This is a genomic window from Citrobacter sp. RHBSTW-00859 (genome assembly GCF_013729795.1).
Lineage (GTDB): Bacteria > Pseudomonadota > Gammaproteobacteria > Enterobacterales > Enterobacteriaceae > Citrobacter > Citrobacter braakii.
The window spans coordinates 531,880-555,587 of sequence record NZ_CP056284.1; the positions used below are offsets into that span (position 1 = coordinate 531,880).

28 protein-coding genes are annotated in these 23,708 nt (G+C 52.2%); 16 read left to right on the forward strand and 12 right to left on the reverse strand.

Going from position 1 to position 23,708, the window contains the following annotated elements; translation table 11 throughout:
- Positions 1-25: 25 nt before the first annotated feature.
- Genes hpf through HV302_RS02680 form a run of 8 tightly spaced genes read right to left on the reverse strand, consistent with a single transcriptional unit; the run spans position 26 to position 6,201 of the window.
- Positions 26-313 (reverse strand): ribosome hibernation promoting factor, encoded by a 288-nt coding sequence (gene hpf, locus HV302_RS02645; protein ID WP_003025078.1) that lies wholly within the window; start codon positions 311-313, stop codon positions 26-28.
- Positions 314-335: 22 nt separating this feature from the next.
- On the reverse strand, positions 336-1,769 hold the full coding sequence (gene rpoN / locus HV302_RS02650; RefSeq protein WP_181627436.1) for an RNA polymerase factor sigma-54: 1,434 nt from the start codon (positions 1,767-1,769) through the stop codon (positions 336-338).
- 46 nt (positions 1,770-1,815) lie between these two features.
- On the reverse strand, positions 1,816-2,541 hold the full coding sequence (gene lptB / locus HV302_RS02655) for an LPS export ABC transporter ATP-binding protein (RefSeq protein WP_003025073.1): 726 nt from the start codon (positions 2,539-2,541) through the stop codon (positions 1,816-1,818).
- Between the two features lie 6 nt (positions 2,542-2,547).
- Positions 2,548-3,096: a lipopolysaccharide ABC transporter substrate-binding protein LptA gene (gene lptA / locus HV302_RS02660; RefSeq protein WP_016154688.1), complete on the reverse strand. Its 549-nt coding sequence runs from the start codon at positions 3,094-3,096 to the stop codon at positions 2,548-2,550.
- Positions 3,065-3,640, reverse strand: a complete 576-nt coding sequence (lptC, locus tag HV302_RS02665) for an LPS export ABC transporter periplasmic protein LptC (protein ID WP_016154687.1) — start codon at positions 3,638-3,640, stop codon at positions 3,065-3,067. Before lptC ends, lptA begins: the two co-directional genes overlap by 32 nt.
- On the reverse strand, positions 3,637-4,203 hold the full coding sequence (gene kdsC, locus HV302_RS02670; protein ID WP_181626882.1) for a 3-deoxy-manno-octulosonate-8-phosphatase KdsC: 567 nt from the start codon (positions 4,201-4,203) through the stop codon (positions 3,637-3,639). Before kdsC ends, lptC begins: the two co-directional genes overlap by 4 nt.
- A 20-nt stretch (positions 4,204-4,223) precedes the next feature.
- Complete coding sequence (gene kdsD / locus HV302_RS02675) at positions 4,224-5,210, reverse strand: arabinose-5-phosphate isomerase KdsD (RefSeq protein ID WP_016154685.1); 987 nt, start codon at positions 5,208-5,210, stop codon at positions 4,224-4,226.
- A 13-nt stretch (positions 5,211-5,223) separates the two neighbouring features.
- A complete protein-coding gene (locus HV302_RS02680; RefSeq protein WP_016154684.1) occupies positions 5,224-6,201 on the reverse strand; it encodes a calcium/sodium antiporter in 978 nt (325 codons plus the stop codon).
- A 214-nt stretch (positions 6,202-6,415) separates the two neighbouring features.
- Here HV302_RS02680 and mlaF point away from each other — a divergent pair, with 214 nt between their 5' ends.
- From mlaF to murA, 7 genes are all read left to right on the forward strand, one after another.
- Positions 6,416-7,228, forward strand: a complete 813-nt coding sequence (gene mlaF, locus HV302_RS02685) for a phospholipid ABC transporter ATP-binding protein MlaF (protein WP_016154683.1) — start codon at positions 6,416-6,418, stop codon at positions 7,226-7,228.
- A gap of 7 nt (positions 7,229-7,235) precedes the next feature.
- Entirely contained in the window at positions 7,236-8,018 is a 783-nt protein-coding gene (gene mlaE / locus HV302_RS02690; protein WP_003025053.1) for a lipid asymmetry maintenance ABC transporter permease subunit MlaE, read from the forward strand.
- A gap of 4 nt (positions 8,019-8,022) precedes the next feature.
- On the forward strand, positions 8,023-8,580 hold the full coding sequence (gene mlaD, locus HV302_RS02695) for an outer membrane lipid asymmetry maintenance protein MlaD (protein WP_016154682.1): 558 nt from the start codon (positions 8,023-8,025) through the stop codon (positions 8,578-8,580).
- A gap of 18 nt (positions 8,581-8,598) precedes the next feature.
- Positions 8,599-9,234 (forward strand): phospholipid-binding protein MlaC, encoded by a 636-nt coding sequence (gene mlaC, locus HV302_RS02700; protein ID WP_016154681.1) that lies wholly within the window; start codon positions 8,599-8,601, stop codon positions 9,232-9,234.
- Entirely contained in the window at positions 9,234-9,527 is a 294-nt protein-coding gene (mlaB, locus tag HV302_RS02705) for a lipid asymmetry maintenance protein MlaB (RefSeq protein ID WP_016154680.1), read from the forward strand. Before mlaC ends, mlaB begins: the two co-directional genes overlap by 1 nt.
- A 169-nt stretch (positions 9,528-9,696) precedes the next feature.
- Entirely contained in the window at positions 9,697-9,951 is a 255-nt protein-coding gene (gene ibaG, locus HV302_RS02710) for a BolA family iron metabolism protein IbaG (protein WP_003025040.1), read from the forward strand.
- Positions 9,952-10,004: 53 nt separating this feature from the next.
- Complete coding sequence (gene murA, locus HV302_RS02715) at positions 10,005-11,264, forward strand: UDP-N-acetylglucosamine 1-carboxyvinyltransferase (protein WP_003839949.1); 1,260 nt, start codon at positions 10,005-10,007, stop codon at positions 11,262-11,264.
- Between the two features lie 59 nt (positions 11,265-11,323).
- On the opposite strand, the gene sfsB is transcribed toward murA, so the two are convergent.
- Together sfsB and ispB are read right to left on the reverse strand one after the other, a co-directional pair.
- Positions 11,324-11,608, reverse strand: coding sequence for a DNA-binding transcriptional regulator SfsB (gene sfsB / locus HV302_RS02720; RefSeq protein ID WP_016154679.1), 285 nt, complete (start codon positions 11,606-11,608; stop codon positions 11,324-11,326).
- Between the two features lie 221 nt (positions 11,609-11,829).
- Positions 11,830-12,801: an octaprenyl diphosphate synthase gene (gene ispB, locus HV302_RS02725; protein ID WP_046276012.1), complete on the reverse strand. Its 972-nt coding sequence runs from the start codon at positions 12,799-12,801 to the stop codon at positions 11,830-11,832.
- Positions 12,802-13,058: 257 nt separating this feature from the next.
- Between ispB and rplU the strand changes: the two genes are divergently transcribed.
- From rplU to cgtA, 4 genes are all read left to right on the forward strand, one after another.
- Positions 13,059-13,370 carry a 50S ribosomal protein L21 gene (rplU, locus tag HV302_RS02730; RefSeq protein ID WP_003025032.1) on the forward strand — a complete coding sequence of 104 codons (312 nt, stop codon included), beginning with the start codon at positions 13,059-13,061 and terminating at the stop codon, positions 13,368-13,370.
- A 19-nt stretch (positions 13,371-13,389) separates the two neighbouring features.
- Positions 13,390-13,647, forward strand: a complete 258-nt coding sequence (rpmA, locus tag HV302_RS02735) for a 50S ribosomal protein L27 (protein WP_003025030.1) — start codon at positions 13,390-13,392, stop codon at positions 13,645-13,647.
- Between the two features lie 127 nt (positions 13,648-13,774).
- On the forward strand, positions 13,775-14,740 hold the full coding sequence (locus HV302_RS02740) for a DMT family transporter (protein ID WP_016154677.1): 966 nt from the start codon (positions 13,775-13,777) through the stop codon (positions 14,738-14,740).
- Between the two features lie 15 nt (positions 14,741-14,755).
- Positions 14,756-15,928 (forward strand): Obg family GTPase CgtA, encoded by a 1,173-nt coding sequence (gene cgtA / locus HV302_RS02745; RefSeq protein WP_181626883.1) that lies wholly within the window; start codon positions 14,756-14,758, stop codon positions 15,926-15,928.
- 95 nt (positions 15,929-16,023) lie between these two features.
- On the opposite strand, the gene dacB is transcribed toward cgtA, so the two are convergent.
- Positions 16,024-17,457 (reverse strand): serine-type D-Ala-D-Ala carboxypeptidase, encoded by a 1,434-nt coding sequence (gene dacB / locus HV302_RS02750; RefSeq protein WP_046276011.1) that lies wholly within the window; start codon positions 17,455-17,457, stop codon positions 16,024-16,026.
- 248 nt (positions 17,458-17,705) lie between these two features.
- Between dacB and greA the strand changes: the two genes are divergently transcribed.
- A complete protein-coding gene (gene greA, locus HV302_RS02755) occupies positions 17,706-18,182 on the forward strand; it encodes a transcription elongation factor GreA (RefSeq protein WP_016154674.1) in 477 nt (158 codons plus the stop codon).
- Positions 18,183-18,335: 153 nt separating this feature from the next.
- Here the strand turns inward: greA and yhbY are convergent, their stop codons facing one another.
- Positions 18,336-18,629: a ribosome assembly RNA-binding protein YhbY gene (gene yhbY, locus HV302_RS02760; RefSeq protein WP_003025016.1), complete on the reverse strand. Its 294-nt coding sequence runs from the start codon at positions 18,627-18,629 to the stop codon at positions 18,336-18,338.
- A 125-nt stretch (positions 18,630-18,754) separates the two neighbouring features.
- On the opposite strand from yhbY, the gene rlmE reads away from it, so the two are divergent.
- From rlmE to glmM, 4 genes are all read left to right on the forward strand, one after another.
- Positions 18,755-19,384 (forward strand): 23S rRNA (uridine(2552)-2'-O)-methyltransferase RlmE, encoded by a 630-nt coding sequence (rlmE, locus tag HV302_RS02765; protein WP_003025015.1) that lies wholly within the window; start codon positions 18,755-18,757, stop codon positions 19,382-19,384.
- 99 nt (positions 19,385-19,483) lie between these two features.
- Complete coding sequence (ftsH, locus tag HV302_RS02770) at positions 19,484-21,418, forward strand: ATP-dependent zinc metalloprotease FtsH (protein WP_019077783.1); 1,935 nt, start codon at positions 19,484-19,486, stop codon at positions 21,416-21,418.
- Between the two features lie 98 nt (positions 21,419-21,516).
- Entirely contained in the window at positions 21,517-22,365 is an 849-nt protein-coding gene (gene folP / locus HV302_RS02775) for a dihydropteroate synthase (protein ID WP_016154672.1), read from the forward strand.
- Complete coding sequence (gene glmM, locus HV302_RS02780; protein WP_181626884.1) at positions 22,358-23,695, forward strand: phosphoglucosamine mutase; 1,338 nt, start codon at positions 22,358-22,360, stop codon at positions 23,693-23,695. Before folP ends, glmM begins: the two co-directional genes overlap by 8 nt.
- The last annotated feature ends 13 nt before the right edge of the window (positions 23,696-23,708 follow it).

Genomic DNA, 23,708 nt, shown 5'->3' on the forward strand with positions numbered 1-23,708 from the left:
TGCACCCGCTAACTGCCCGGACAAGTTAGTGCTGTTTCAGTTTATCTTTATGTTTTGTTAACTGCCGAGCCAGTTTATCAATTAAACCGTCAATGGCGGCGTACATATCCTGACCTTCCGCGCTGGCATGAATTTCGCCACCGTTCACATGCAGTGTTGCATCCGAGATATGTGTCACCTTCTCCACTTTCAACACAATATAGACCTGATTAATCCGGTCGAAATATTGTTCTAGCTTGGCGAATTTTGTATTAACAAAATCGCGTAAGGCTTCAGTGATTTCGACGTTGTTTCCAGTGATGTTGAGCTGCATAGTGTCTTCCTTATCGGTTGGGTCAGACCAGCTGTTTGCGCTGGTTCGACGGCGGAATGGATAAAGACTCTCGGTACTTCGCAACAGTGCGGCGTGCCACCATGATACCCTGTTCTGACAGCATAGAGGTTAACTTGCTGTCACTCAGCGGTTTCGCGGGGTTTTCCGCAGCAATTAATTTCTTCACCAGTGCACGGATAGCTGTGGATGAGGCTTCGCCTCCGCCTTCAGTGTTAACGTGACTGGAAAAGAAATACTTCAATTCAAAAATGCCGCGCGGACTGTGCAGATACTTTTGCGTGGTCACTCGGGAAATGGTCGATTCGTGCATCTCGACGGCCTGGGCGATATCCGCCAGCACCATCGGTTTCATAAACTCTTCGCCTTGATCAAAGAAGGCTTGCTGCTGTTCAACGATACAGCGACTGACGCGCAGCAGCGTATCATTGCGACTTTCCAGGCTTTTAATCAGCCACTTTGCATCCTGCAGATTGCTACGAATAAACTGGCTGTCAGCGTCGTTGCGCGCGCTGTTGCACATGGCGGCGTAGTGCTGGTTAATCTGCAGCCGTGGAATGCTGTCGCCGTTGAGTTCGACCACCCAGCGATCGTTATGCTTACGCACCAGTACATCCGGAATAACGTATTCTGGCTCCCCGGTCTGGATAGACTGCCCAGGTCTGGGGTCCAGGGACTGAATAAGATTGACGGCTTCTTTCAGCACATCTTCTTTCAGCCGGGTTACGCGCATCAGCGTGCGGAAGTCATGGTTGGCTAACAGATCGAGGTGATCGCTGATGATCAGGCGCGCTTCTTCCAGCCACGGCGTGGCTTTATCAAACTGTGAAAGTTGGATCAGTAAGCAGTCGCGGAGATCTTTGGCCGCCACGCCCATGGGATCAAAACGCTGAATGCGTTTAAGCACGGCTTCGATTTCGTCCATACCGACGTCGTCATCGCCCATGCTTTCGAGAATATCGTCCAGGGTTACGGTGAGATAACCGGTTTCGTCTACCGCATCAACAATGGATGTCGCAATCGCGCGATCGGTATCCGAGAACGGGGTCAGCTCCACTTGCCACATCAGGTAATCCTGCAGTGATTGCGTGGTCTCACCCTGATACACAGGCAGTTCGTCGTCGATGTAATCCCCGCTGGTGCCAGAAGGCGTACCGGCGGTGTAAATTTCATCCCAACTGGCGTCAAGCGGCAGCTCCTCTGGCATCTCTTTTTGTTCGAGAGCATCTGCGGTGTCGAGGGATTCGCTGTCCTGTTTTTCCTGGGTATCAATTTCGTCGTGAAGATCGGTTTGCTCGAGCAGTGGGTTACTTTCCAGAGCTTGCTGAAGTTCTTGCTGAAGTTCCAGCGTGGACAGCTGCAACAGACGGATAGCCTGTTGTAGCTGAGGCGTCATCGCCAGTTGTTGGCTAAGCCTGAGTTGCAAACCTTGCTTCATGTTCAGAGTTGTTCTCTCCTGCGGTGACGTGAAGTCTTCTACCCTATCAGAGTCTGAAGTCTTCCCCAAGGTATACGCGTTTAACGTGCTCATCCTGCAGTATTTCTGTTGGCGTGCCATGCGCGATCAGGTGGCCCTGACTCACGATGTAGGCGCGCTCACACACTGCCAGCGTTTCGCGAACGTTATGGTCGGTAATCAGCACCCCAAGCCCGCTGTCGCGCAGGTGTTCGATGATCCGTTTGATATCAATAACGGAAATCGGGTCAACACCGGCAAACGGTTCATCCAGCAGGATAAATTTCGGATTCGCGGCCAGTGCGCGGGCGATCTCCACGCGGCGTCGTTCACCACCGGAGAGCGACTGTCCCATGCTGTCACGCAGGTGTTCGATGTGGAACTCTTCCATCAGCTCGTTGGCGCGATCTTCCCGCTGCTCGCTGGTAAGATCGTCACGAATTTGCAGCACCGCCATCAGGTTATCAAACACGCTCAGGCGACGGAAAATAGACGCTTCCTGCGGCAAGTAGCCGATGCCGCGACGCGCGCGCGCATGCAGAGGCAGCAGGCTGATGTCTTCGTCATCAATGATAATGTTGCCCGCATCACGCGGAACAATGCCGACCACCATGTAAAAGGTCGTTGTCTTGCCCGCACCGTTAGGACCGAGCAGACCGACGATCTCCCCGGAGTTGACGGTCAGACTGACATCTTCCACCACACGGCGGCCCTTATAGGCTTTTGCAAGGTTCTTTGCAGTTAATGTTGCCATAACGAATCAGTTACCTTTTTTCTCTGCCGGAGCCTTGTTTTTGTCCTGCAACTGCGACGGTACCAGAACGGTGGTGACGCGTTTGCCTTTATCGCTGAAGGCCTGCATTTTCTGCTCTTTCACCAGATAGGTGATCTTATCGCCCGTGATGTTGCTATCGAGCTGTTCCAGGTAAGCCTTACCGGTGAGAACGACGAAGTCTTTCGCCAGTTCATAATGCATGTGTGAGGCGTGGCCTTTAACCGGTTTACCGTTGTCCTGCATCTGGTAAAAGGTTGCAGGATTACCGTAGCCATCAATGACTTCTTTACCGTCTTCACCGCCAGGGCGGGTTACGACGACTTTATCGGCGTTAATTTTGATGGTGCCCTGAGTCACAATCACGTTGCCAGTAAAGGTCACCACGTTGCCTTGCATATCAAGAGACTGCTGGTCCGACTCAATGTGAATCGGCTGCTCGGTATCGCCGGTAACGGCGAATGCCGGGATGCTGGCGGCCAGAAGTGCGCTGGCAAGCACAAGATTAAGGCTGAGTTTGTTTGTTTTGGATTTCATATGAGGTTCTAACCTTTTCAATCAGCTCGGCGTTCTTGCTGCGTAAGTTGCCGCGCATCTTCAGTCCGCTGGAGTTAAATGTTGTGCCATATAACGTGACGAGATCATCGGAAGTGACGTCTTGTGTCACCAGGTTAATCTGTGCGTTATCGGTCGTAATTCTGCGTAGTTGAGAGTCGGGCACCAGGGCGTTGACCTCAACATGGCCGTACAGATATAGCATCCGATCGTTGGTCAATTTGGCTTTATCAGCCTTGATCGTCCAGGTCGGTACTTTATCCTTATCAAATGTGGTTAATACCGGTTGAGTAAACCACGAAACCGCTTGTTCCGAATAATATTCAACGTTTTGCGCGATCAAGTGATAGCTCAGTGCGCCTTCGGGACTATACACAACGGTATCAGTATGTTCGCTCTTATAGGTTGGCTCGTTGTTATTTACGACGACCTCAGCGGTGTCGTCTTTGTCTGCCAGATTAATACCAATCATCACAAGGACAGCCAGCGACAGTAGAATGATAACCCAACGTCTGGTTTTGCTCATATCGATTGCCCTTTGGCCTCGTCCAGTTTGCCCTGCGCCAGGAGTAATAAATCGCAGACTTCGCGTACCGCGCCGCGTCCCCCATCGATGCGGGTGACATAATCGGCCCGCGGGATCAGCAAAGGATGAGCATCCGCCACCGCCACGCTTAATCCCACTTTTGCCATCACCGGCCAGTCGATCAGATCATCGCCAACGTACGCAACATTTTCAGGAGCGATCGCCAGTTTGCTAAGGAGATCGTTAAAGGCGACCAGTTTGTCTGACTGCCCCTGATACAAATGCGTGATCCCCAATGTGGCACAGCGATCTTCTACAAGTTTAGCCTTTCGTCCGGTAATAATGGCAACCTCGATACCGGAAGTGAGCGCACAGCGAATTCCGTAACCATCGCGGACGTTAAAAGCCTTCAGCTCTTCACCGTTGTTGCCCATATAAATCAGACCATCAGACAGTACGCCATCCACATCCAGGATCAGCAAACGGATGTTCTCTGCCCGGGTGATAACGTCTGTGCTGACGGGTCCATAACAGGTCGCAAGCGACGCACCTGCTTTACTCATTTTCTTTATCCTTGAGTTTCTTACACTACACCTGCACGCAGCAGATCATGCATATGTAACACACCAAGTAACCGGTCGCCATCAGCAACCATTACCGAGGTGATATGGCGGGACTGCATTAAGTTCAGGGCATCGACGGCAAGAATGCCCGGACGCACGCGAATGCCGCCAGGGGTCATCACATCGGCAATGCCTAACTGGCGAACATCAACGCCCATATCGAAGACGCGACGTAAATCGCCATCGGTGAAAATACCGTCAATCTTCATGTCATCATCGCAAATGACGGTCATGCCGAGATTTTTACGCGTGATCTCAAGTAAGGCGTCACGCAGGCTGGCGCTTTTAGTCACATGCGGGATCTCATCGCCCGTATGCATAATATCGTTAACGCGCAGTAAAAGCTTACGGCCTAGTGCGCCACCGGGATGAGATAACGCAAAATCTTCCGCGGTAAAGCCACGCGCTTTTAATAATGCCACGGCTAGCGCATCGCCCATCACCAGCGTTGCGGTCGTGCTGCTGGTCGGCGCCAGGCCTAACGGGCAAGCTTCCTTGGGCACTTTAACACACAGATGCACATCTGCCGCACGCGCCATGCTGCTTTCCGGACGACCGGTCATGCAGATAAGCGGTACATGAAGACGTTTTAACACCGGGATTAACGCCGCTATCTCATTGGATTCACCGGAGTTAGAGATGGCGATGACTACATCCTGCGGCGAGACCATGCCCAGATCGCCATGTGCGGCTTCGCCTGGATGCACGAAAAATGAGGGGGTGCCGGTGCTGGCAAATGTGGCCGCCATTTTCCGCCCGATATGTCCAGATTTCCCCATCCCCATCACTACAACTTTGCCCGGGCAGCTGAATATTTTCTCGCAGGCGAGAGTAAAATTTTGGTTGATGTACTGATCAAGCTCCGCCAGGCCTTCACGTTCAATTGCCAGGACTTCCTTGCCTGCTTGCTGAAAGTCAAAACCCGGTTGCAACTCTAAGTGCGACATAATGCGTTTCCAGTTATCCAACGAGAAGTGGCGATAACCAATACAGCATCGCCAGCCATATGATAAAACCGCCGGTCAGCAGCGCACCCGCGCCGCGACCAATCTGGCGCGGACGTCGCCAGCAGAGTAGTGCAAAAATTACGCTCACCAGCAGCATGACGCTATAGTCACGGGTGAAGGCCATCGGATTGACCTCACCCGGCGTAATCAGCGCCGGCAGTCCGAGGACGATAACAATATTAAAAATGTTCGCGCCGATGATGTTGCCGACGGCAATATCGTTTTCGCCTTTACGCAGACCCGCAATTGCCGTTGCCAGCTCCGGCAGGCTGGTACCAATGGCGACCACAGTCAGCCCGATGGTGAGTTCGCTCATGGCGAAGTAGTTCGCCAGTACGGTTGCGTTATCTACCACCATACGCGTTGCCATTGGCATAATAATTAGCGCAATACCCAACCACAAAAAGGCGACCGGTAATCCACCTTCGCGCGGCAGTTCCGCGATCTGCTCGCGGGTAAGGCTGTCGTTACCTTGACGCTCAGCCAGACGGGCGATTTTAACAATGAATAACAGCCATAGCACGGCCAGAAGCAGAAGAAAGAAACCATCGCTGCGACTCAATTGCCCGTCATACAGGACCGATGCGGCTAAGATGCTTACCAGCAACATTAGCGGTAATTCACGACGCAGAACATCAGAATGCACGGTAAAAGGATGAATCAGCGCCGACAGGCCTAAAATAAGCAGTATGTTGGTAATGTTAGAGCCGATGGCGGTACCGACGGCTAAATCAAGCTGCCCGTTCATCGATGCGGCAACGGAGACAATTATCTCGGGTAACGATGTACCAATACTGACCACGGTCATCCCGATGATAATGGGGGGAATACCGAAGTTTCGACATAAAATGGATGCGGCAAATACCAGTCGGTCGGCACCGTAGACCACCAGAAGTAAACCAATTATTAACAGCGCCGTCGCTAAAAGCATCTAAAGTCCTTTCTTCAGGTATACTCGCCGGTCCACTTGAAGGATTTCTGGAAGCCGTCACGAATTCTTAATTTTGACTTTATGCGGCTAAAAAGTAAAACAAATGCCAGCTTTCGCTAACCAGGACAGGTAATAATCTGTAAATATGATGGGTTCAGGGCTAAATTGAGCGCCAAGCTCTTCGATCAACGAGGCAATAGTAAAGGATGAATCAATGGGTCAGTCTGTGGCGAATCTAATCGATATGCGCGATGTCAGCTTTTCCCGAGGCGACCGCTGCATCTTTGATAATATTTCCCTGACGGTGCCGCGTGGTAAGGTGACGGCGATCATGGGGCCATCAGGCATCGGCAAAACGACGCTGTTGCGTCTGATCGGCGGACAAATCTCCCCGGATAAGGGCGAGATCCTGTTTGACGGCGAAAATGTCCCGGCCATGTCCCGTTCGCGTTTATTTACCGTGCGTAAGCGCATGAGCATGCTATTCCAGTCTGGTGCGCTGTTTACTGATATGAATGTGTTTGACAACGTTGCATACCCGTTGCGCGAGCATACAACGCTGCCTGCGCCGCTGCTGAAAAGCACGGTAATGATGAAGCTCGAGGCCGTTGGCCTGCGGGGCGCGGCAAAATTAATGCCTTCTGAATTATCCGGTGGGATGGCGCGTCGTGCCGCGTTAGCACGTGCTATCGCGTTGGAGCCAGACCTTATTATGTTTGATGAGCCGTTCGTCGGCCAGGATCCCATCACCATGGGCGTGCTGGTGAAGCTGATTTCTGAACTGAACAGCGCACTGGGCGTCACCTGCGTGGTGGTTTCCCATGATGTGCCAGAAGTGCTGAGTATTGCGGATTACGCCTATATTATGGCGGACAAAAAAATAGTGGCCTACGGTAGTGCTCAGGCGCTGCAAGAAAATGCCGATCCGCGTGTGCGTCAGTTCCTCGATGGCATTGCCGATGGACCGGTTCCGTTCCGTTACCCGGCGGGCGACTACCACATCGATTTACTCAAAACAGGGAGTTAAGCCACCCATGTTGTTAAATGCGCTGGCATCACTCGGACATCGGGGAATAAAAACCCTCAGGACGTTCGGGCGAGCCGGATTAATGTTGTTCAATGCAGTTGTCGGCAAGCCGGAGTTTCGCAAACATGCGCCGCTGCTGATACGCCAGCTCTATAATGTCGGTGTCTTATCGATGCTGATCATTATTGTTTCTGGCGTGTTCATCGGCATGGTGCTGGGGTTGCAGGGATACCTGGTGCTGACGACCTACAGTGCGGAAACCAGCCTCGGTATGCTGGTGGCGCTGTCATTGCTACGTGAGCTGGGGCCGGTGGTTGCGGCGCTGTTGTTTGCCGGGCGGGCCGGATCGGCCTTAACCGCAGAGATTGGCCTGATGCGGGCGACCGAGCAGCTTTCCAGCCTGGAAATGATGGCCGTCGACCCACTGCGCCGAGTGATCTCCCCACGTTTTTGGGCCGGTGTGATTTCATTGCCGCTGCTGACGATTATATTTGTCGCGGTGGGGATCTGGGGTGGGTCGTTGGTTGGCGTAAGCTGGAAAGGTATTGATGCAGGCTTTTTCTGGTCGGCTATGCAAAATGCCGTCGACTGGCGTCTGGATCTGGTCAACTGTCTGATTAAGAGCGTGGTGTTTGCCATTACGGTCACCTGGATTGCATTGTTCAATGGTTATGATGCTATCCCGACCTCTGCCGGGATTAGCCGGGCAACGACACGCACCGTAGTGCACGCCTCTCTTGCCGTTCTGGGGCTGGATTTTGTGCTGACCGCACTGATGTTTGGGAATTGAGTTCATGCAAACGAAAAAAAATGAAATTTGGGTCGGGTTATTCCTGCTGGTTGCGCTGCTGGCCGCGCTGTTTGTCTGCCTGAAGGCGGCGAACGTCACCTCAATGCGTACTGAACCGACTTATACGATTTATGCGACCTTTGATAATATCGGCGGTCTGAGAGAGCGCTCTCCGGTGCGGATTGGCGGGGTCGTGGTAGGACGCGTATCGGACATCTCGTTAGATCAGAAAACGTACCTGCCGCGCGTGACGCTGGAAATTGAATCGCGTTTTAACCATATTCCTGACACCAGTTCTCTGAGCATCCGTACTTCCGGTCTGTTGGGCGAACAGTATCTGGCATTGAACGTAGGTTTTGAAGATCCTGAGCTGGGAACGTCTATCCTCAAAGATGGCGGTACGATTCAGGACACGAAATCTGCGATGGTGCTGGAAGATATGATTGGTCAGTTCCTTTACAACAGCAACAGTAAAGGTGATGACAATAAGAATTCTGGCGATGCGCCAGCCGCAACTGAAGGCAATAATGAAGCCACTACGCCTGCGGGCGCAACGAAATAATCTCAGGAGAATCGACGTATGTTTAAACGATTGATGATGGTGGCTATGCTGGTGATTGCTCCACTTAGCGCGGCAACCGCAGCGGACCAGACGAACCCGTACAAACTGATGGATGAGGCGGCGCAGAAGACGTTTGACCGTCTGAAGAACGAGCAACCTAAAATCCGTTCCAACCCGGATTACCTGCGTCAGGTGGTCGATCAGGAACTGCTGCCTTACGTGCAGGTTAAGTATGCAGGCGCACTGGTACTGGGCCGATACTACAAAGATGCGACACCGGCTCAGCGTGACGCCTATTTCGCCGCATTCCGTGAATATCTGAAGCAGGCTTACGGTCAGGCGCTGGCGATGTACCACGGCCAGACCTATCAGATTGCCCCTGAGCAGCCGCTGGGTGATGCGACCATCGTGCCTATCCGCGTAACCATCATCGATCCAAACGGTCGTCCTCCGGTACGTCTGGATTTCCAGTGGCGTAAAAATTCCCAGACGGGTAACTGGCAGGCGTATGACATGATTGCTGAAGGCGTAAGTATGATCACCACCAAACAGAATGAGTGGAGCGACCTGCTGCGTACGAAAGGTATTGATGGCCTGACGGCACAGTTGAAATCTATTTCTCAGCAGAAAATCACGCTGGAAGAGAAAAAATAATGACGCAGTCACTCACCTGGATGCGTGAAGGCGACAAGCTGGTGCTGGTGGGAGAGCTGGATCAGGACGTGTTAAACCCATTATGGGATGCGCGAGTTGAGGCGATGAAAGGGGTATCCTGCATCGACCTGAACCAGATTTCCCGGGTGGATACCGGTGGTCTGGCATTACTGCTGCACCTGATTAATGAGGGCAAGCAGCAGGGGAACAGCGTTTCGCTCGCTGGCGTTAACGATAAAGTGTACACGCTGGCGCAGCTTTACAATTTGCCTGACGACGTTCTTCCGCGTTAATTTTTGTAAGCCGGATAAGGTCTTGTGCCGCCATCCGGCAAATCCTCTGCGGGGGATCTGCCACTAAAGCCTTGTCTGATTTATCAGCGGGGCTTTTTGCTTATTTATGACAGCGCCACTTTGCTCTAAGATGTTGGGCTGTTTTCACTATCTGACGAATGAAGAGCCCATGGAAAATAATGAAATTCAGAGCGTGCTGATGAATGCACTCTCCCTCCAGGAAGTCCACGTTTCTGGCGACGGCAGTCACTTTCAGGTTATTGCCGTGGGTGAGATGTTTGAAGGCATGAGCCGGGTCAAGAAACAGCAATCGGTCTATGGCCCGTTGATGGAGTACATTGCGGACAACCGCATTCATGCCGTGTCGATTAAGGCGTTTACTCCAGCGGAATGGGCGCGCGATCGCAAACTTAACGGTTTTTGAGCTACGGGTGATATGCCGGTAGCGAAGATAAATTCTTAACAGAGAACAGAATAATGGATAAATTTCGTGTTCAGGGGCCAACCAAGCTCCAGGGCGAAGTCACAATTTCAGGCGCTAAAAACGCCGCGCTGCCGATCCTGTTTGCGGCGCTGCTGGCTGAAGAACCTGTAGAGATCCAGAACGTCCCGAAACTGAAGGATGTTGACACCTCAATGAAGCTGCTGAGCCAGTTGGGGGCGAAAGTTGAGCGTAATGGTTCTGTGCACATTGATGCGCGTGACGTGAACGTCTTCTGTGCGCCGTACGATTTGGTCAAAACCATGCGTGCATCCATCTGGGCGCTTGGGCCACTGGTTGCCCGCTTTGGCCAGGGCCAGGTTTCACTGCCGGGCGGCTGCACCATCGGCGCGCGTCCGGTTGACCTGCACATTACTGGTCTGGAGCAGTTAGGCGCGACTATTAAGCTTGAAGAAGGCTATGTGAAAGCGTCCGTTGATGGCCGCCTGAAAGGCGCGCATATCGTCATGGACAAAGTGAGCGTCGGCGCGACGGTCACTATCATGTGCGCAGCAACGCTTGCCGAAGGCACTACCATCATCGAAAACGCCGCGCGTGAACCGGAGATCGTGGATACCGCGAACTTCCTGATTGCGCTGGGCGCAAAAATAACAGGCCAGGGTACCGATCGTATTACCATCGAAGGCGTTGAGCGCCTCGGCGGCGGTGTGTATCGCGTTCTGCCTGACCGCATCGAAACCGGTACTTTCCTGGTGGCAGCGGCAATTTCTCGCGGCAAAATTATCTGCCGTAATGCACAACCTGACACGCTGGATGCCGTTCTGGCGAAGCTGCGTGATGCGGGAGCGGATATCGAAGTCGGTGACGACTGGATCAGCCTGGACATGCACGGTAAACGTCCGAAAGCGGTCAATGTGCGCACAGCGCCGCACCCGGCGTTCCCTACCGATATGCAGGCCCAGTTCACGTTGCTGAACCTGGTGGCAGAAGGTACGGGTTTCATCACGGAAACCGTGTTTGAGAACCGCTTTATGCACGTGCCTGAGCTGAGCCGTATGGGCGCTCACGCAGAAATCGAAAGCAATACCGTGATTTGCCACGGCGTGGAAACGCTCTCCGGCGCACAGGTTATGGCGACCGATCTGCGCGCATCTGCAAGCCTCGTGCTGGCAGGGTGTATTGCTGAAGGTACGACGGTAGTCGATCGTATTTATCACATCGATCGCGGCTATGAGCGCATCGAAGATAAACTGCGCGCGCTGGGCGCAAACATTGAGCGCGTGAAAGGCGAGTAATCGTCTACGTCTCTTGTAACCCCCAGTTCTGTGAACCGGGGGTTACTACTCATCAGTGTTCATTCAGGATTCTGTTTCTCTTTGCGTCCCCTCATCATCCGCGTTCTGTCGATAAACTCATGTGTTTTTGCATCGTGATAGCGTGACGGCCAAATCACCCACGGGTCGGTTCCCAACGATCGGGCGATAATCAACTCACCTTTTGGCCATGGGCGTGTTAACGCATTGGCCAGCGTTGATGAGCTTAATCCATTTTTACGTGATTCAGCGGCCATTGAGGTCCCTTTCTTGCGCAGTCCGGCGATGATATCGGCCGGATGCCAGTCAATCAGCTTGTTTTCCATAAACTCATCTCTCCTTTGGTTATCGACTTATGGTTCCACGATCGGTTGTGGAGATACTATAACGCCCGGAGAACGAATATTCTAAAATGTTCATGTAAAGTGTGAGTATATTCAGAATATGCCAAATTTATGCGAAGGTTGCTGGAGAGGGGGACGTGTTTATTGGAATTTATAAAAGCATCCCGTGCAGGGCACGGGATGATGAAAGATGCCGCAGGGTATTAACGGTCGCGCTGTACGGCGATATGCGCCAGACCAATCAGCGCTTCTCTCCACGGCGTATCAGGCAGTACCTGCAGCGCAGCGATGGCCTTATCAGCCTCTTCTTCTGCACGTTGGCGAGTCCACTCCAGGGAACCACAGGCGTTCATCGCTTCCAGAACAGGCTCCAGAAGGTGACGGCCATTACCCTGCTCAATAGCCTGGCGGATCATTTGTGCTTGTTCAGGGGTGCCGTGGCGCATGGCATGCAGCAGCGGCAGCGTTGGTTTGCCCTCGTTGAGGTCATCACCGACGTTTTTACCCAGTTGCTCACCATCCGCGTTGTAATCCAGCAAATCGTCAATTAACTGGAAAGCAGTACCGAGATAACGGCCATAATCCTGCAACCCTTTCTCTTGTTCTTCGCTGCAACCAGCCAGAATGCCAGAGCATTGGGCAGCCGCTTCAAACAAACGCGCGGTCTTACTGTAGATAACGCGCATATAGTTTTCTTCAGTGATGTCCGGGTCGTTGACGTTCATCAACTGTAAGACTTCACCTTCGGCGATGACGTTGACCGCTTTCGACATGACTTCCAGCACTTTCAGCGAACCGAGGCTGGTCATCATCTGAAAAGCGCGGGTATAGATAAAATCGCCGACCAGCACGCTGGCCGCATTGCCAAACGCCGCATTCGCCGTGGCTTTTCCGCGGCGCATGTCGGACTCATCCACAACATCGTCGTGCAACAGGGTCGCGGTGTGGATAAACTCGATGAGGGCTGCAATCGTAACGTGTGCATTTTGCTGGTAGCCAACTGCACGCGCGGCGAGTACGGCGATCATTGGGCGAATGCGTTTTCCGCCGCCGCTAACGATGTAGTACCCCAGTTGATTGATCAGCTGCACGTCGGAATTGAGCTGTTCAAGGATTGTCGCATTGACCCCCGCCATATCTTGCGCGGTTAACTCATTGATTTTTTCTAAATTCATCGCAAAAGCCGGGCTTCTCGCCCCGATTACCTCACTGTATCGGAAGGTAACGTCGGGTTTAGGGTTATAAATATATGCTGATTGTACTGAAAAAACGCCATAGATAAACGTTACCGTACGTGTTGTGTTTTTTTTCTTCATGTATTGACGTAGCACTTGTCAAAGGCTCGCGTTTTGCGTAATATTCGCGCCCTATTGTGAATATTTATAGCGCACTCTGAATCATCAAAAAGGTGTGCGCGGAAGCGGAGTTTTTTATGTACGCGGTTTTCCAAAGTGGTGGTAAACAACACCGAGTAAGCGAAGGTCAGACCGTTCGCCTGGAAAAGCTGGACATCGCAACTGGCGAATCTGTTGAATTCGCAGAAGTTCTGATGATCGCAAACGGTGAAGAAGTCAAAATCGGCGTTCCTTTCGTTGATGGCGGCGTTATCAAAGCTGAAGTTGTTGCTCACGGTCGTGGCGAGAAAGTTAAAATTGTTAAGTTTCGTCGTCGTAAACACTACCGTAAGCAGCAGGGCCATCGTCAGTGGTTCACTGATGTAAAAATCACTGGCATCAGCGCTTAAGTTAAGGGGAGCAGATTAAATGGCACATAAAAAGGCTGGCGGCTCGACTCGTAACGGTCGCGATTCAGAAGCTAAACGTCTGGGCGTAAAACGCTTCGGCGGTGAAACAGTTCTGGCTGGTAGCATCATCGTTCGTCAACGTGGTACTAAATTCCACGCTGGCTCCAACGTTGGTTGCGGCAAAGACCACACTCTGTTTGCTAAAGCAGACGGTAAAGTGAAATTTGAAGTGAAAGGCCCGAAAAACCGTAAATTCATCAGCATCGTTGCTGAATAAGTTTTTCGCGTCCCGGTAACGGATAAAAGCCCCGCAACACGTTGCGGGGCTTTTTACATTCGACGGCCGGTAAATACGCTCGTCGCGCCGTGATAACCCGGAAACGAGCCCTTGCAGGGAATACGGCATGAAGCAGCAGGCAGGTATTGGTATTCTGTTAGCACTCACAACGGCAGTATGTTGGGGCGCTTTGCCAATAGCGATGAAGCAAGTGCTGGAGGTGATGGAGCCTCCTACCGTGGTGTTCTACCGTTTTTTAATGGCAAGCATTGGCCTTGGCGCTATTCTTGCGGTTAAAAAAAAGCTCCCTCCGTTGCGTATTTTTCGCAAAGCGCGTTGGCTGATCCTGTTGGCTATCGCTACCGGTGGGTTGTTCGGTAACTTCATTCTGTTTAGTTCATCCTTGCAATATTTGAGCCCAACGGCTTCGCAGGTTATCGGTCAGCTGTCACCGGTTGGTATGATGATTGCCAGCGTCTTTATCCTGAAAGAAAAGATGCGCGGTACGCAGGTGATTGGCGCCATTATGCTTCTGAGCGGCCTGGTTCTGTTTTTTAATACCAGTCTGATCGAAATTTTTACCCGTCTCACCGATTACACCTGGGGCGTTATCTTTGGTGTTGGTGCGGCGATGGTCTGGGTGAGCTATGGGGTCGCGCAAAAGGTGTTATTGCGCCGTCTGGCATCACCGCAGATCCTGTTTTTACTGTACACTTTATGTACGATTGCGTTGTTGCCGTTGGCTAAACCCGGTGTCATCACGCAGCTCAGTGACTGGCAGCTGGCATGCCTTGTATTCTGCGGCCTGAATACGCTGGTAGGATACGGTGCTCTCGCGGAAGCGATGGCGCGTTGGCAGGCGGCACAGGTGAGCGCCATTATTACGCTCACTCCGCTGTTTACGTTGTTATTTTCAGATTTATTATCACTGGCCTGGCCCGATTTCTTCGCCAGACCGATGCTAAACCTATTAGGTTATCTCGGTGCGTTTATCGTGGTTGCGGGCGCGATGTATTCCGCCATTGGTCATCGAATTTGGGGCGGTTTACGTAAGCATGAAACGGTGGTTTCGCAGCCCCGCTCAGGCGAATGATTTACGGAGAGTAAAATGAAGTTTGTTGATGAAGCATCGATTCTGGTCGTTGCAGGTGATGGCGGTAATGGTTGCGTCAGCTTCCGCCGCGAAAAGTACATCCCAAAAGGCGGTCCGGACGGTGGAGACGGTGGTGATGGTGGTGACGTTTGGCTGGAAGCCGACGAAAACCTGAACACGCTGATCGATTACCGTTTTGAAAAATCATTCCGCGCGGAACGTGGACAGAATGGCGCGAGCCGTGATTGCACCGGCAAGCGTGGTAAAGATGTCACGATTAAAGTGCCTGTAGGTACGCGTGTAATCGATCAGGGCACGGGCGAAACCATGGGCGACATGACCAAACACGGTCAGCGTCTGATGGTCGCTAAAGGCGGCTGGCACGGTTTGGGCAACACCCGTTTCAAATCCTCGGTCAACCGTACTCCGCGTCAGAAAACGATGGGTACACCGGGCGATAAACGCGATCTGATGCTGGAGCTGATGTTGCTGGCGGACGTGGGGATGCTGGGCATGCCAAACGCCGGTAAATCGACGTTTATCCGTGCGGTGTCCGCGGCGAAGCCGAAAGTCGCTGACTATCCGTTCACCACTCTGGTTCCGAGCCTGGGTGTGGTGCGTATGGACAACGAAAAGAGCTTCGTGGTTGCCGACATTCCGGGTCTGATTGAAGGCGCGGCTGAAGGCGCAGGCTTGGGTATCCGCTTCCTGAAACACCTGGAACGCTGCCGCGTACTGCTACACCTCATTGATATCGATCCGATTGACGGTTCCGATCCGGTTGAAAATGCCCGTATCATTATTGGCGAGCTTGAGAAATACAGCCAGGATCTGGCGTCTAAACCGCGTTGGTTAGTGTTCAACAAAATTGATTTGCTGGACAAGGCTGAAGCGGAAGAGAAAGCGAAAGCGATCGCTGAAGCGTTAGGCTGGGAAGGTAAATATTACCTGATCTCCGCCGCCAGCCAGTTGGGCGTGAAGGAGCTCTGCTGGGATGTGATGACCTTTATCATCGAGAACCCGATTGTTCAGGCTGAAGAAGCGAAACAGCCAGAGAAAGTCGAGTTCATGTGGGATGATTATCACCGCCAGCAACTCGCTGAAGTCGAAGACGAAGCAGAAGATGACTGGGATGACGATTGGGACGAAGACGACGAAGAAGGCGTTGAGTTCATCTACAAGCGTTAATCACATTAAAAACCCCGGCCATGTTGCCGGGGTTTTGTTTCCAGGTTTCAGAAGGCCGGTTTAGGTGCGTTAGCGCTGCCATCCGGCAAACATACTCAGTTATTCTGATAAATATCCTTGTATAACCGGCTCTCGAAGCGGACCAGTGGAATACGGCGATTACGCTGATCGGCTGGCTCTACCGCATAACCAGACAGATACTGCACAAATGCCATGCGCTGACCGCTTGCCGTGGTGATGAAGCCTGCCAGGTTATAGACCCCCTGCAGTGAGCCTGTCTTCGCCGATACTTTGCCATCTACGCCAGCCTGATGCAGACCCGCACGGTATTGCAAAGAGCCGTCATGGCCTGCCAGCGGCAGCATGGTGATAAAGTTCAGCTCGTTATCGTGCTGAGCGATATATTGCAGCACTTGCATCATGGTCGCCGGGGCAATCAGGTTATGGCGCGAGAGACCAGAACCGTCGGCAATAATGGTGTTGCCGATATCAATACCCGCTTGCTGACGCAGAATCTGGCGTACGGCATCAGAACCCGCTCGCCAGGTACCTGGCACGTTAAATCGTGCATGGCCAATCATACGGAAAACGGTATCGGCAATCATGTTGTCCGATTTTTTCAGCATAATCTTAAGCAGGTCGTGCAGCGGCGCCGACTGCTTACTGGCTACCACGGTCCCCGGCTCGTTGACCAGCGTCTGGCGCAGCAGAGTCCCGCTGTAAGTGATACCGGCTTGTTTTAGCTCATCTTTGATAATCGCCCCGGCATAGCTGGCGCCGTCCTGAATAGCGAATGCCAGCGGCAGCGGATCGGCTCGTTGGGGCAGGCATCCGGTCAACGTAAAGCGGTTGAGATCGCCTGGAACCACGTCCAGTTCACAATATTGCGCTTCGGCAGAGCCACGAGCGAGAGTACGCACCTGACTGAACATGGTGACCGGGTAGTAAGATGCCACGCGGATAAAGGCGAGATCGTTAGGTTTTTGCGCGCTATAGAGTGAAACCGAGAAACAGTTACGATCGACAATGGCTGCCGCGGGCGGTGCGCTAAAACACTGCGTCATGTCGTTCCAGGGCCAACCAGGCGCTTTATCATGGCTGGCGAAAATGGAGGTGTCGATCATGACATTTCCAGCAATTTGCGTCACGCCTGATTTTTTCAGGGTTGCCACCATATTGCGAATATCCTGACGTTTTAGCGTCGGATCGGCACCAAATCGCGCCACTAAGTCACCTTTCAAAACGCCGCCTTCCACGTTGCCTTTAGTCTCAAGCGTGGTGGTAAAACGAAAGTCAGGCCCGAGCTGAATCAATGCCGCCAGCGCGGTGATCACTTTCTGTGTACTGGCCGGCAGCGCCATCTGCTGGCTATGGTAATCAATAGCAGGAGCAGGTGCGCCAACCTTCTGTACCATAAGGGCGAGGTTGGCCCCGGCAGGGAGCTGATTGATATACTCGTCGACGTTCGCAGCCTGAACGCTGAACGCTATACTGGCAGTCAATCCAATGGTAAATCTGGAAAATCGCATAATCTCGCGCTAACAACCTGGAAACAGGCCGTCATACTACGGCGCAACGCCCCAAAAAGTAAACGATGACCCATAGGGAACTCCAGGGTAAAATGATCATCAAATAGAGAATTGTAGCTGACCTGGGACCCTGAGCCCCGGGTCGGTATTTTTTTGCTTCTGACTCTGGCATGGCGTATGCCAGAGTGGGCTTAGCAGCCGGGGTGAGAGCAGCCGCCCCCTACAGGAATGTTCAAGAGGTATAACAAATGCAAGCTATCCCAATGACCTTACGTGGTGCTGAAAAACTGCGCGAAGAACTGGATTTTCTGAAATCGGTGCGCCGTCCTGAAATCATTGCCGCTATCGCAGATGCGCGCGAGCATGGCGACCTGAAAGAAAATGCAGAGTATCACGCGGCGCGCGAACAGCAGGGTTTCTGCGAAGGGCGCATTAAAGATATCGAAGCTAAACTGTCCAACGCGCAGGTTATCGACGTCACAAAAATGCCGAACAATGGTCGCGTAGTTTTCGGCGCGACGGTTACCGTGCTGAATCTCGATAACGACGAAGAGCAGACCTGGCGTATTGTCGGCGATGATGAAGCCGATTTTAAACAGAACCTGATTTCGGTGAACTCGCCTATTGCTCGTGGCCTAATCGGTAAAGAGCAGGATGACGTGGTGGTTATTAAAACGCCGGGCGGTGAAGTTGAATATGAAGTAACGAAGGTAGAATACCTGTAATTCGCATCTTGGTTAAGATGTTGATACATTGTAAAGAAAGGAAAAAGGCCGCTTAGCGGCCTTTTATCAACGAAGAGAGCGTGGCATTTTGCTCTCCTGCTAGCGGAAAATCCCGCGTTTTACACAAACTTCGTGTGCAACTTTGGGATATTCTTAGCGTGGCAGCGAGATTTTACGTTCTTTAGTCGGGCGATACAGTACCAGCGTTTTACCGATGACCTGTACATTGCAGGCGCCGGTTTCGCGTACGATAGCTTCCACGATCAAGGTTTTAGTATCGCGATCTTCCGAGGCGATTTTCACCTTGATAAGTTCATGGTGCTCTAACGCTTGTTCAATCTCGGCCAGTACCCCTTCGGTCAAACCATTGTTGCCAAGCATAACTACAGGCTTGAGCGGATGTGCCAGACCTTTCAGGTGCTGTTTTTGTTTAGTACTCAGATTCATCGTATATTTTTGCTTACGTTGGGATTGAAAACGGGTCATTCTACCGCCATCTCCCATATATCACCAAATAGCTGTGTAGAAATTTACACCATTGGTTACGATGAACTGCCCTTTGGGAATGTGAAATGACAGGTAAAAAGCGTTCTGCCAGCTCGAGTCGCTGGCTTCAGGAACACTTTAGCGATAAATATGTTCAGCAGGCGCAGAAAAAGGGGTTACGTTCCCGTGCCTGGTTTAAACTTGATGAAATACAGCAAAGTGACAAAATTTTTAAACCGGGGATGACGATTGTTGATCTCGGTGCTGCACCCGGTGGCTGGTCGCAATATGCGGTTACGCAGATCGGCAACACTGGCCGCATTATCGCTTGCGATCTTTTACCTATGGATCCAATCGTTGGTGTGGACTTCCTTCAGGGCGACTTTCGTGATGAATTAGTCCTGAAAGCGTTACTTGAACGCGTAGGTGACAGTAAAGTACAAGTTGTCATGTCTGATATGGCGCCAAATATGTGTGGAACACCGGCGGTGGATATTCCCCGGGCCATGTATCTGGTAGAGCTGGCGCTTGGAATGGCTCGTGATGTATTAGCGCCAGGTGGTAGTTTTGTAGTGAAGGTGTTCCAGGGCGAAGGCTTCGATGAGTATCTAAGAGAGATTCGCTCCCTGTTTACGAAGGTCAAAGTTCGTAAGCCGGACTCTTCTCGCGCCCGTTCGCGTGAAGTGTATATTGTAGCGACCGGGCGTAAACCATAACCGGTAGATTTCAAACGAAAGTTTGAAAGAAACTGGATATAGAGTATCCTGACGCTGTTTTTAACACAGTTGTAATATGAGGTTAATCCCTTGAGTGACATGGCGAAAAACCTAATTCTCTGGCTGGTCATTGCCGTTGTGCTGATGTCAGTATTCCAGAGCTTTGGGCCCAGCGAGTCTAATGGCCGTAAGGTTGATTACTCTACCTTCCTGCAAGAGGTCAATCAGGACCAGGTTCGTGAAGCGAAGATCAACGGACGTGAGATTAACGTTACCAAGAAAGATAGTAACCGTTACACGACCTACATTCCGGTTAACGATCCGAAGCTGCTTGATAACCTGCTGACCAAAAACGTCAAGGTTGTTGGTGAACCGCCTGAAGAGCCGAGCCTGCTGGCTTCTATCTTCATTTCCTGGTTCCCAATGCTGCTGCTGATTGGTGTCTGGATCTTCTTCATGCGTCAAATGCAGGGCGGTGGTGGCAAAGGTGCCATGTCGTTCGGTAAGAGCAAAGCGCGCATGCTGACGGAAGATCAGATCAAAACGACTTTTGCAGACGTTGCTGGTTGCGACGAAGCAAAAGAAGAAGTTGCTGAGCTGGTTGAGTATCTGCGCGAACCGAGCCGTTTCCAGAAGCTGGGCGGTAAAATCCCGAAAGGCGTCCTGATGGTCGGTCCTCCGGGTACGGGTAAAACCCTGCTGGCGAAAGCTATCGCAGGTGAAGCGAAGGTTCCTTTCTTCACCATTTCCGGTTCTGATTTCGTGGAAATGTTCGTGGGTGTCGGTGCATCTCGTGTGCGTGACATGTTCGAACAAGCCAAGAAAGCGGCACCGTGCATCATCTTCATCGATGAAATCGACGCCGTAGGCCGCCAGCGTGGTGCAGGTCTGGGCGGTGGTCACGATGAACGTGAGCAGACACTGAACCAGATGCTGGTTGAGATGGACGGCTTCGAAGGTAACGAAGGCATTATCGTTATCGCGGCAACTAACCGTCCGGACGTTCTTGACCCTGCGCTGCTGCGTCCAGGCCGTTTCGACCGTCAGGTTGTGGTTGGTCTGCCGGATGTCCGCGGTCGTGAACAGATCCTGAAAGTGCATATGCGTCGCGTACCGCTGTCTCCGGATATCGATGCGGCAATCATTGCACGTGGTACGCCTGGCTTCTCCGGTGCAGATCTCGCGAACCTGGTCAACGAAGCGGCGCTGTTTGCTGCTCGTGGCAACAAGCGTGTTGTATCGATGGTTGAATTCGAGAAAGCGAAAGACAAAATCATGATGGGTGCGGAACGTCGCTCCATGGTGATGACGGAAGCGCAGAAAGAATCTACCGCGTATCACGAAGCAGGCCACGCGATTATCGGTCGCCTGGTACCGGAACACGATCCGGTGCACAAAGTGACGATTATCCCGCGCGGTCGTGCGCTGGGTGTGACTTTCTTCCTGCCTGAAGGCGACGCAATCAGCGCCAGCCGCCAGAAACTGGAAAGTCAGATCTCCACGCTGTACGGCGGTCGTCTGGCCGAAGAGATCATCTACGGTGTTGAACATGTTTCTACCGGTGCGTCGAACGACATTAAAGTCGCGACTAACCTGGCGCGTAACATGGTTACTCAGTGGGGCTTCTCCGAGAAACTCGGTCCGTTGCTGTACGCTGAAGAAGAAGGCGAAGTGTTCCTGGGACGTTCTGTGGCGAAAGCTAAACATATGTCCGATGAAACGGCTCGTATTATCGATCAGGAAGTTAAACTGCTGATTGAGCGTAACTATGACCGTGCGCGTCGTCTGCTGAACGAAAACATGGACATTCTGCACTCGATGAAAGATGCGCTCATGAAATATGAGACCATCGATGCGCCGCAGATTGATGATCTGATGGCTCGCCGCGAGGTACGTCCGCCAGCGGGTTGGGAAGAACCGGGTTCTTCTAACAACAACTCTGGCAGCACCGGCAAGCCGAGTGCGCCGCGTCCGGTTGATGAACCGCGTGCGCCGGACTCTGGCACCATGTCAGAGCAACTGGGCGACAAATAAGTTATCGTTGATGATGACCGTGTTCTAATTTAAAACCCTGGGGCTTGCCCCGGGGTTTTTCTTATTTGTATATTCAAGATGTTATCAGGGATAAAACTATGAAACTCTTTGCTCAGGGGTCTTCACTGGATCTCAGCCATCCACACGTCATGGGGATATTGAACGTCACGCCAGATTCCTTTTCCGATGGTGGTGCGCACAACTCTCTGGTTGAGGCGGTAAAACACGCAAACCTGATGATTAACGCTGGGGCGACTATCATTGATGTGGGTGGTGAATCCACGCGTCCAGGCGCGGCCGATGTGAGCGTGGAAGAAGAGTTGCAGCGAGTGATCCCGGTGGTGGAGGCGATTGCTCAACGTTTTGAAGTGTGGATTTCGGTCGATACTTCAAAAGCAGAAGTGATTCGCGAGTGCGCCAGAGTCGGCGCACATATCATTAATGACATTCGCTCACTCTCGGAGCCTGGGGCGCTGGAAGCCGCAGCAGAAACCGGATTACCGGTTTGTCTGATGCATATGCAGGGTCAGCCGAAAACCATGCAGGAAGCACCAAAGTACGAGGATGTTTTTGCTGATGTAAATCGTTACTTTGTTGAACAAATAGCACGCTGCGAGCGGGCTGGAATCACAAAAGATAAATTGTTGCTCGACCCCGGGTTCGGATTCGGTAAAAATCTCACTCACAACTACACATTACTGGCACGTTTGGCTGAGTTTCATCATTTTAATCTGCCATTGCTGGTTGGGATGTCACGAAAATCAATGGTTGGCCAGTTGCTGAATGTGGGGCCATCCGAACGCCTGAGCGGTAGCCTTGCGTGTGCGGTCATTGCCGCAATGCAAGGGGCGCATATCATTCGTGTCCATGACGTCAAAGAAACCGTAGAAGCGATGCGTGTGGTGGAAGCCACATTGTCTGCAAAGGAAAATAAACGCTATGAGTAATCGTAAATATTTTGGCACCGATGGGATCCGTGGTCGCGTAGGCGACGCCCCAATTACCCCTGACTTTGTACTCAAACTGGGTTGGGCTGCAGGAAAAGTGCTGGCACGTCATGGTTCACGTAAAATTATTATCGGCAAAGATACGCGTATTTCCGGCTATATGCTGGAGTCCGCACTGGAAGCGGGTCTGGCTGCCGCCGGACTGTCGGCTTCTTTCACAGGCCCAATGCCAACACCTGCTGTTGCATATCTGACGCGTGCCTTCCGTGCTGAAGCTGGGATTGTTATCTCCGCTTCGCACAACCCGTACTATGACAACGGAATTAAATTCTTCTCCATCGATGGGACCAAACTGCCGGATGCGGTTGAAGAAGCTATCGAAGCCGAAATGGAAAAAGCGATCACCTGCGTGGACTCGGCTGAACTGGGTAAAGCTACCCGCATCGTTGATGCTGCCGGTCGTTATATCGAGTTTTGCAAAGGCACCTTCCCGAATGAATTGAGTCTGAGTGAGCTTAAAATTGTGGTGGATTGCGCTAATGGTGCGACGTACCACATTGCGCCAAATGTACTGCGTGAGCTGGGCGCAAACGTGATTGCTATTGGCTGTGAGCCAAACGGTGTGAATATCAATGAAGAAGTCGGCGCTACCGACGTTCGTGCCCTGCAGGCGCGCGTGATGGCGGAAAAAGCCGATCTGGGTATTGCGCTGGATGGTGACGGCGACCGTGTCATTATGGTTGACCACGAAGGCAATAAGGTCGATGGCGATCAGATCATGTACATCATTGGCCGTGAAGCCCTGCGTCAGGGGCAACTGCGCGGTGGTGCGGTAGGTACGCTGATGAGCAATATGGGCCTCGAGCTGGCGCTGAAACAGCTGGGTATTCCGTTTGCCCGTGCGAAAGTCGGCGACCGCTACGTACTGGAAAAAATGCAGGAAAAAGGCTGGCGTATCGGTGCTGAAAACTCAGGCCATGTGATCCTGCTGGACAAAACCACCACCGGTGACGGTATCGTTGCAGGTCTGCAGGTACTGGCGGCGATGGTGCGTAACCATATGAGTTTGCACGACCTGTGCAGCGGCATGAAAATGTTCCCGCAACTGCTGGTTAACGTACGTTACACCGCAGGTAGCGGCGATCCGCTGGAACATGAAAACGTGAAAGCGGTGATGGCTGAAGTTGAAGCTGCACTGGGCAATCGCGGACGTGTTCTGCTGCGTAAGTCAGGTACTGAACCGTTAATTCGCGTGATGGTTGAAGGTGAAGATGAAGCGCAGGTGACTGAATTCGCTCACCGTATTGCCGATGCCGTCAAAGCGGTGTAATCACTAAAGACAG

Coding starts and splice junctions, on each gene's coding strand:
- greA (WP_016154674.1), top strand. CDS start 17,706: ATGCAAGCTATCCCAATGACCTTACGTGGTGCTGAAAAACTGCGCGAA.
- mlaB (WP_016154680.1), top strand. CDS start 9,234: ATGACGCAGTCACTCACCTGGATGCGTGAAGGCGACAAGCTGGTGCTG.
- mlaD (WP_016154682.1), top strand. CDS start 8,023: ATGCAAACGAAAAAAAATGAAATTTGGGTCGGGTTATTCCTGCTGGTT.
- mlaE (WP_003025053.1), top strand. CDS start 7,236: ATGTTGTTAAATGCGCTGGCATCACTCGGACATCGGGGAATAAAAACC.
- kdsD (WP_016154685.1), bottom strand. CDS start 5,210: ATGTCGCACTTAGAGTTGCAACCGGGTTTTGACTTTCAGCAAGCAGGC.
- dacB (WP_046276011.1), bottom strand. CDS start 17,457: ATGCGATTTTCCAGATTTACCATTGGATTGACTGCCAGTATAGCGTTC.
- yhbY (WP_003025016.1), bottom strand. CDS start 18,629: ATGAATCTGAGTACTAAACAAAAACAGCACCTGAAAGGTCTGGCACAT.
- kdsC (WP_181626882.1), bottom strand. CDS start 4,203: ATGAGTAAAGCAGGTGCGTCGCTTGCGACCTGTTATGGACCCGTCAGC.
- rplU (WP_003025032.1), top strand. CDS start 13,059: ATGTACGCGGTTTTCCAAAGTGGTGGTAAACAACACCGAGTAAGCGAA.
- rlmE (WP_003025015.1), top strand. CDS start 18,755: ATGACAGGTAAAAAGCGTTCTGCCAGCTCGAGTCGCTGGCTTCAGGAA.
- glmM (WP_181626884.1), top strand. CDS start 22,358: ATGAGTAATCGTAAATATTTTGGCACCGATGGGATCCGTGGTCGCGTA.
- HV302_RS02740 (WP_016154677.1), top strand. CDS start 13,775: ATGAAGCAGCAGGCAGGTATTGGTATTCTGTTAGCACTCACAACGGCA.
- mlaC (WP_016154681.1), top strand. CDS start 8,599: ATGTTTAAACGATTGATGATGGTGGCTATGCTGGTGATTGCTCCACTT.
- ispB (WP_046276012.1), bottom strand. CDS start 12,801: ATGAATTTAGAAAAAATCAATGAGTTAACCGCGCAAGATATGGCGGGG.
- cgtA (WP_181626883.1), top strand. CDS start 14,756: ATGAAGTTTGTTGATGAAGCATCGATTCTGGTCGTTGCAGGTGATGGC.
- hpf (WP_003025078.1), bottom strand. CDS start 313: ATGCAGCTCAACATCACTGGAAACAACGTCGAAATCACTGAAGCCTTA.
- lptC (WP_016154687.1), bottom strand. CDS start 3,640: ATGAGCAAAACCAGACGTTGGGTTATCATTCTACTGTCGCTGGCTGTC.
- sfsB (WP_016154679.1), bottom strand. CDS start 11,608: ATGGAAAACAAGCTGATTGACTGGCATCCGGCCGATATCATCGCCGGA.
- folP (WP_016154672.1), top strand. CDS start 21,517: ATGAAACTCTTTGCTCAGGGGTCTTCACTGGATCTCAGCCATCCACAC.
- murA (WP_003839949.1), top strand. CDS start 10,005: ATGGATAAATTTCGTGTTCAGGGGCCAACCAAGCTCCAGGGCGAAGTC.
- ibaG (WP_003025040.1), top strand. CDS start 9,697: ATGGAAAATAATGAAATTCAGAGCGTGCTGATGAATGCACTCTCCCTC.
- rpoN (WP_181627436.1), bottom strand. CDS start 1,769: ATGAAGCAAGGTTTGCAACTCAGGCTTAGCCAACAACTGGCGATGACG.
- rpmA (WP_003025030.1), top strand. CDS start 13,390: ATGGCACATAAAAAGGCTGGCGGCTCGACTCGTAACGGTCGCGATTCA.
- lptA (WP_016154688.1), bottom strand. CDS start 3,096: ATGAAATCCAAAACAAACAAACTCAGCCTTAATCTTGTGCTTGCCAGC.
- ftsH (WP_019077783.1), top strand. CDS start 19,484: ATGGCGAAAAACCTAATTCTCTGGCTGGTCATTGCCGTTGTGCTGATG.
- lptB (WP_003025073.1), bottom strand. CDS start 2,541: ATGGCAACATTAACTGCAAAGAACCTTGCAAAAGCCTATAAGGGCCGC.
- mlaF (WP_016154683.1), top strand. CDS start 6,416: ATGGGTCAGTCTGTGGCGAATCTAATCGATATGCGCGATGTCAGCTTT.
- HV302_RS02680 (WP_016154684.1), bottom strand. CDS start 6,201: ATGCTTTTAGCGACGGCGCTGTTAATAATTGGTTTACTTCTGGTGGTC.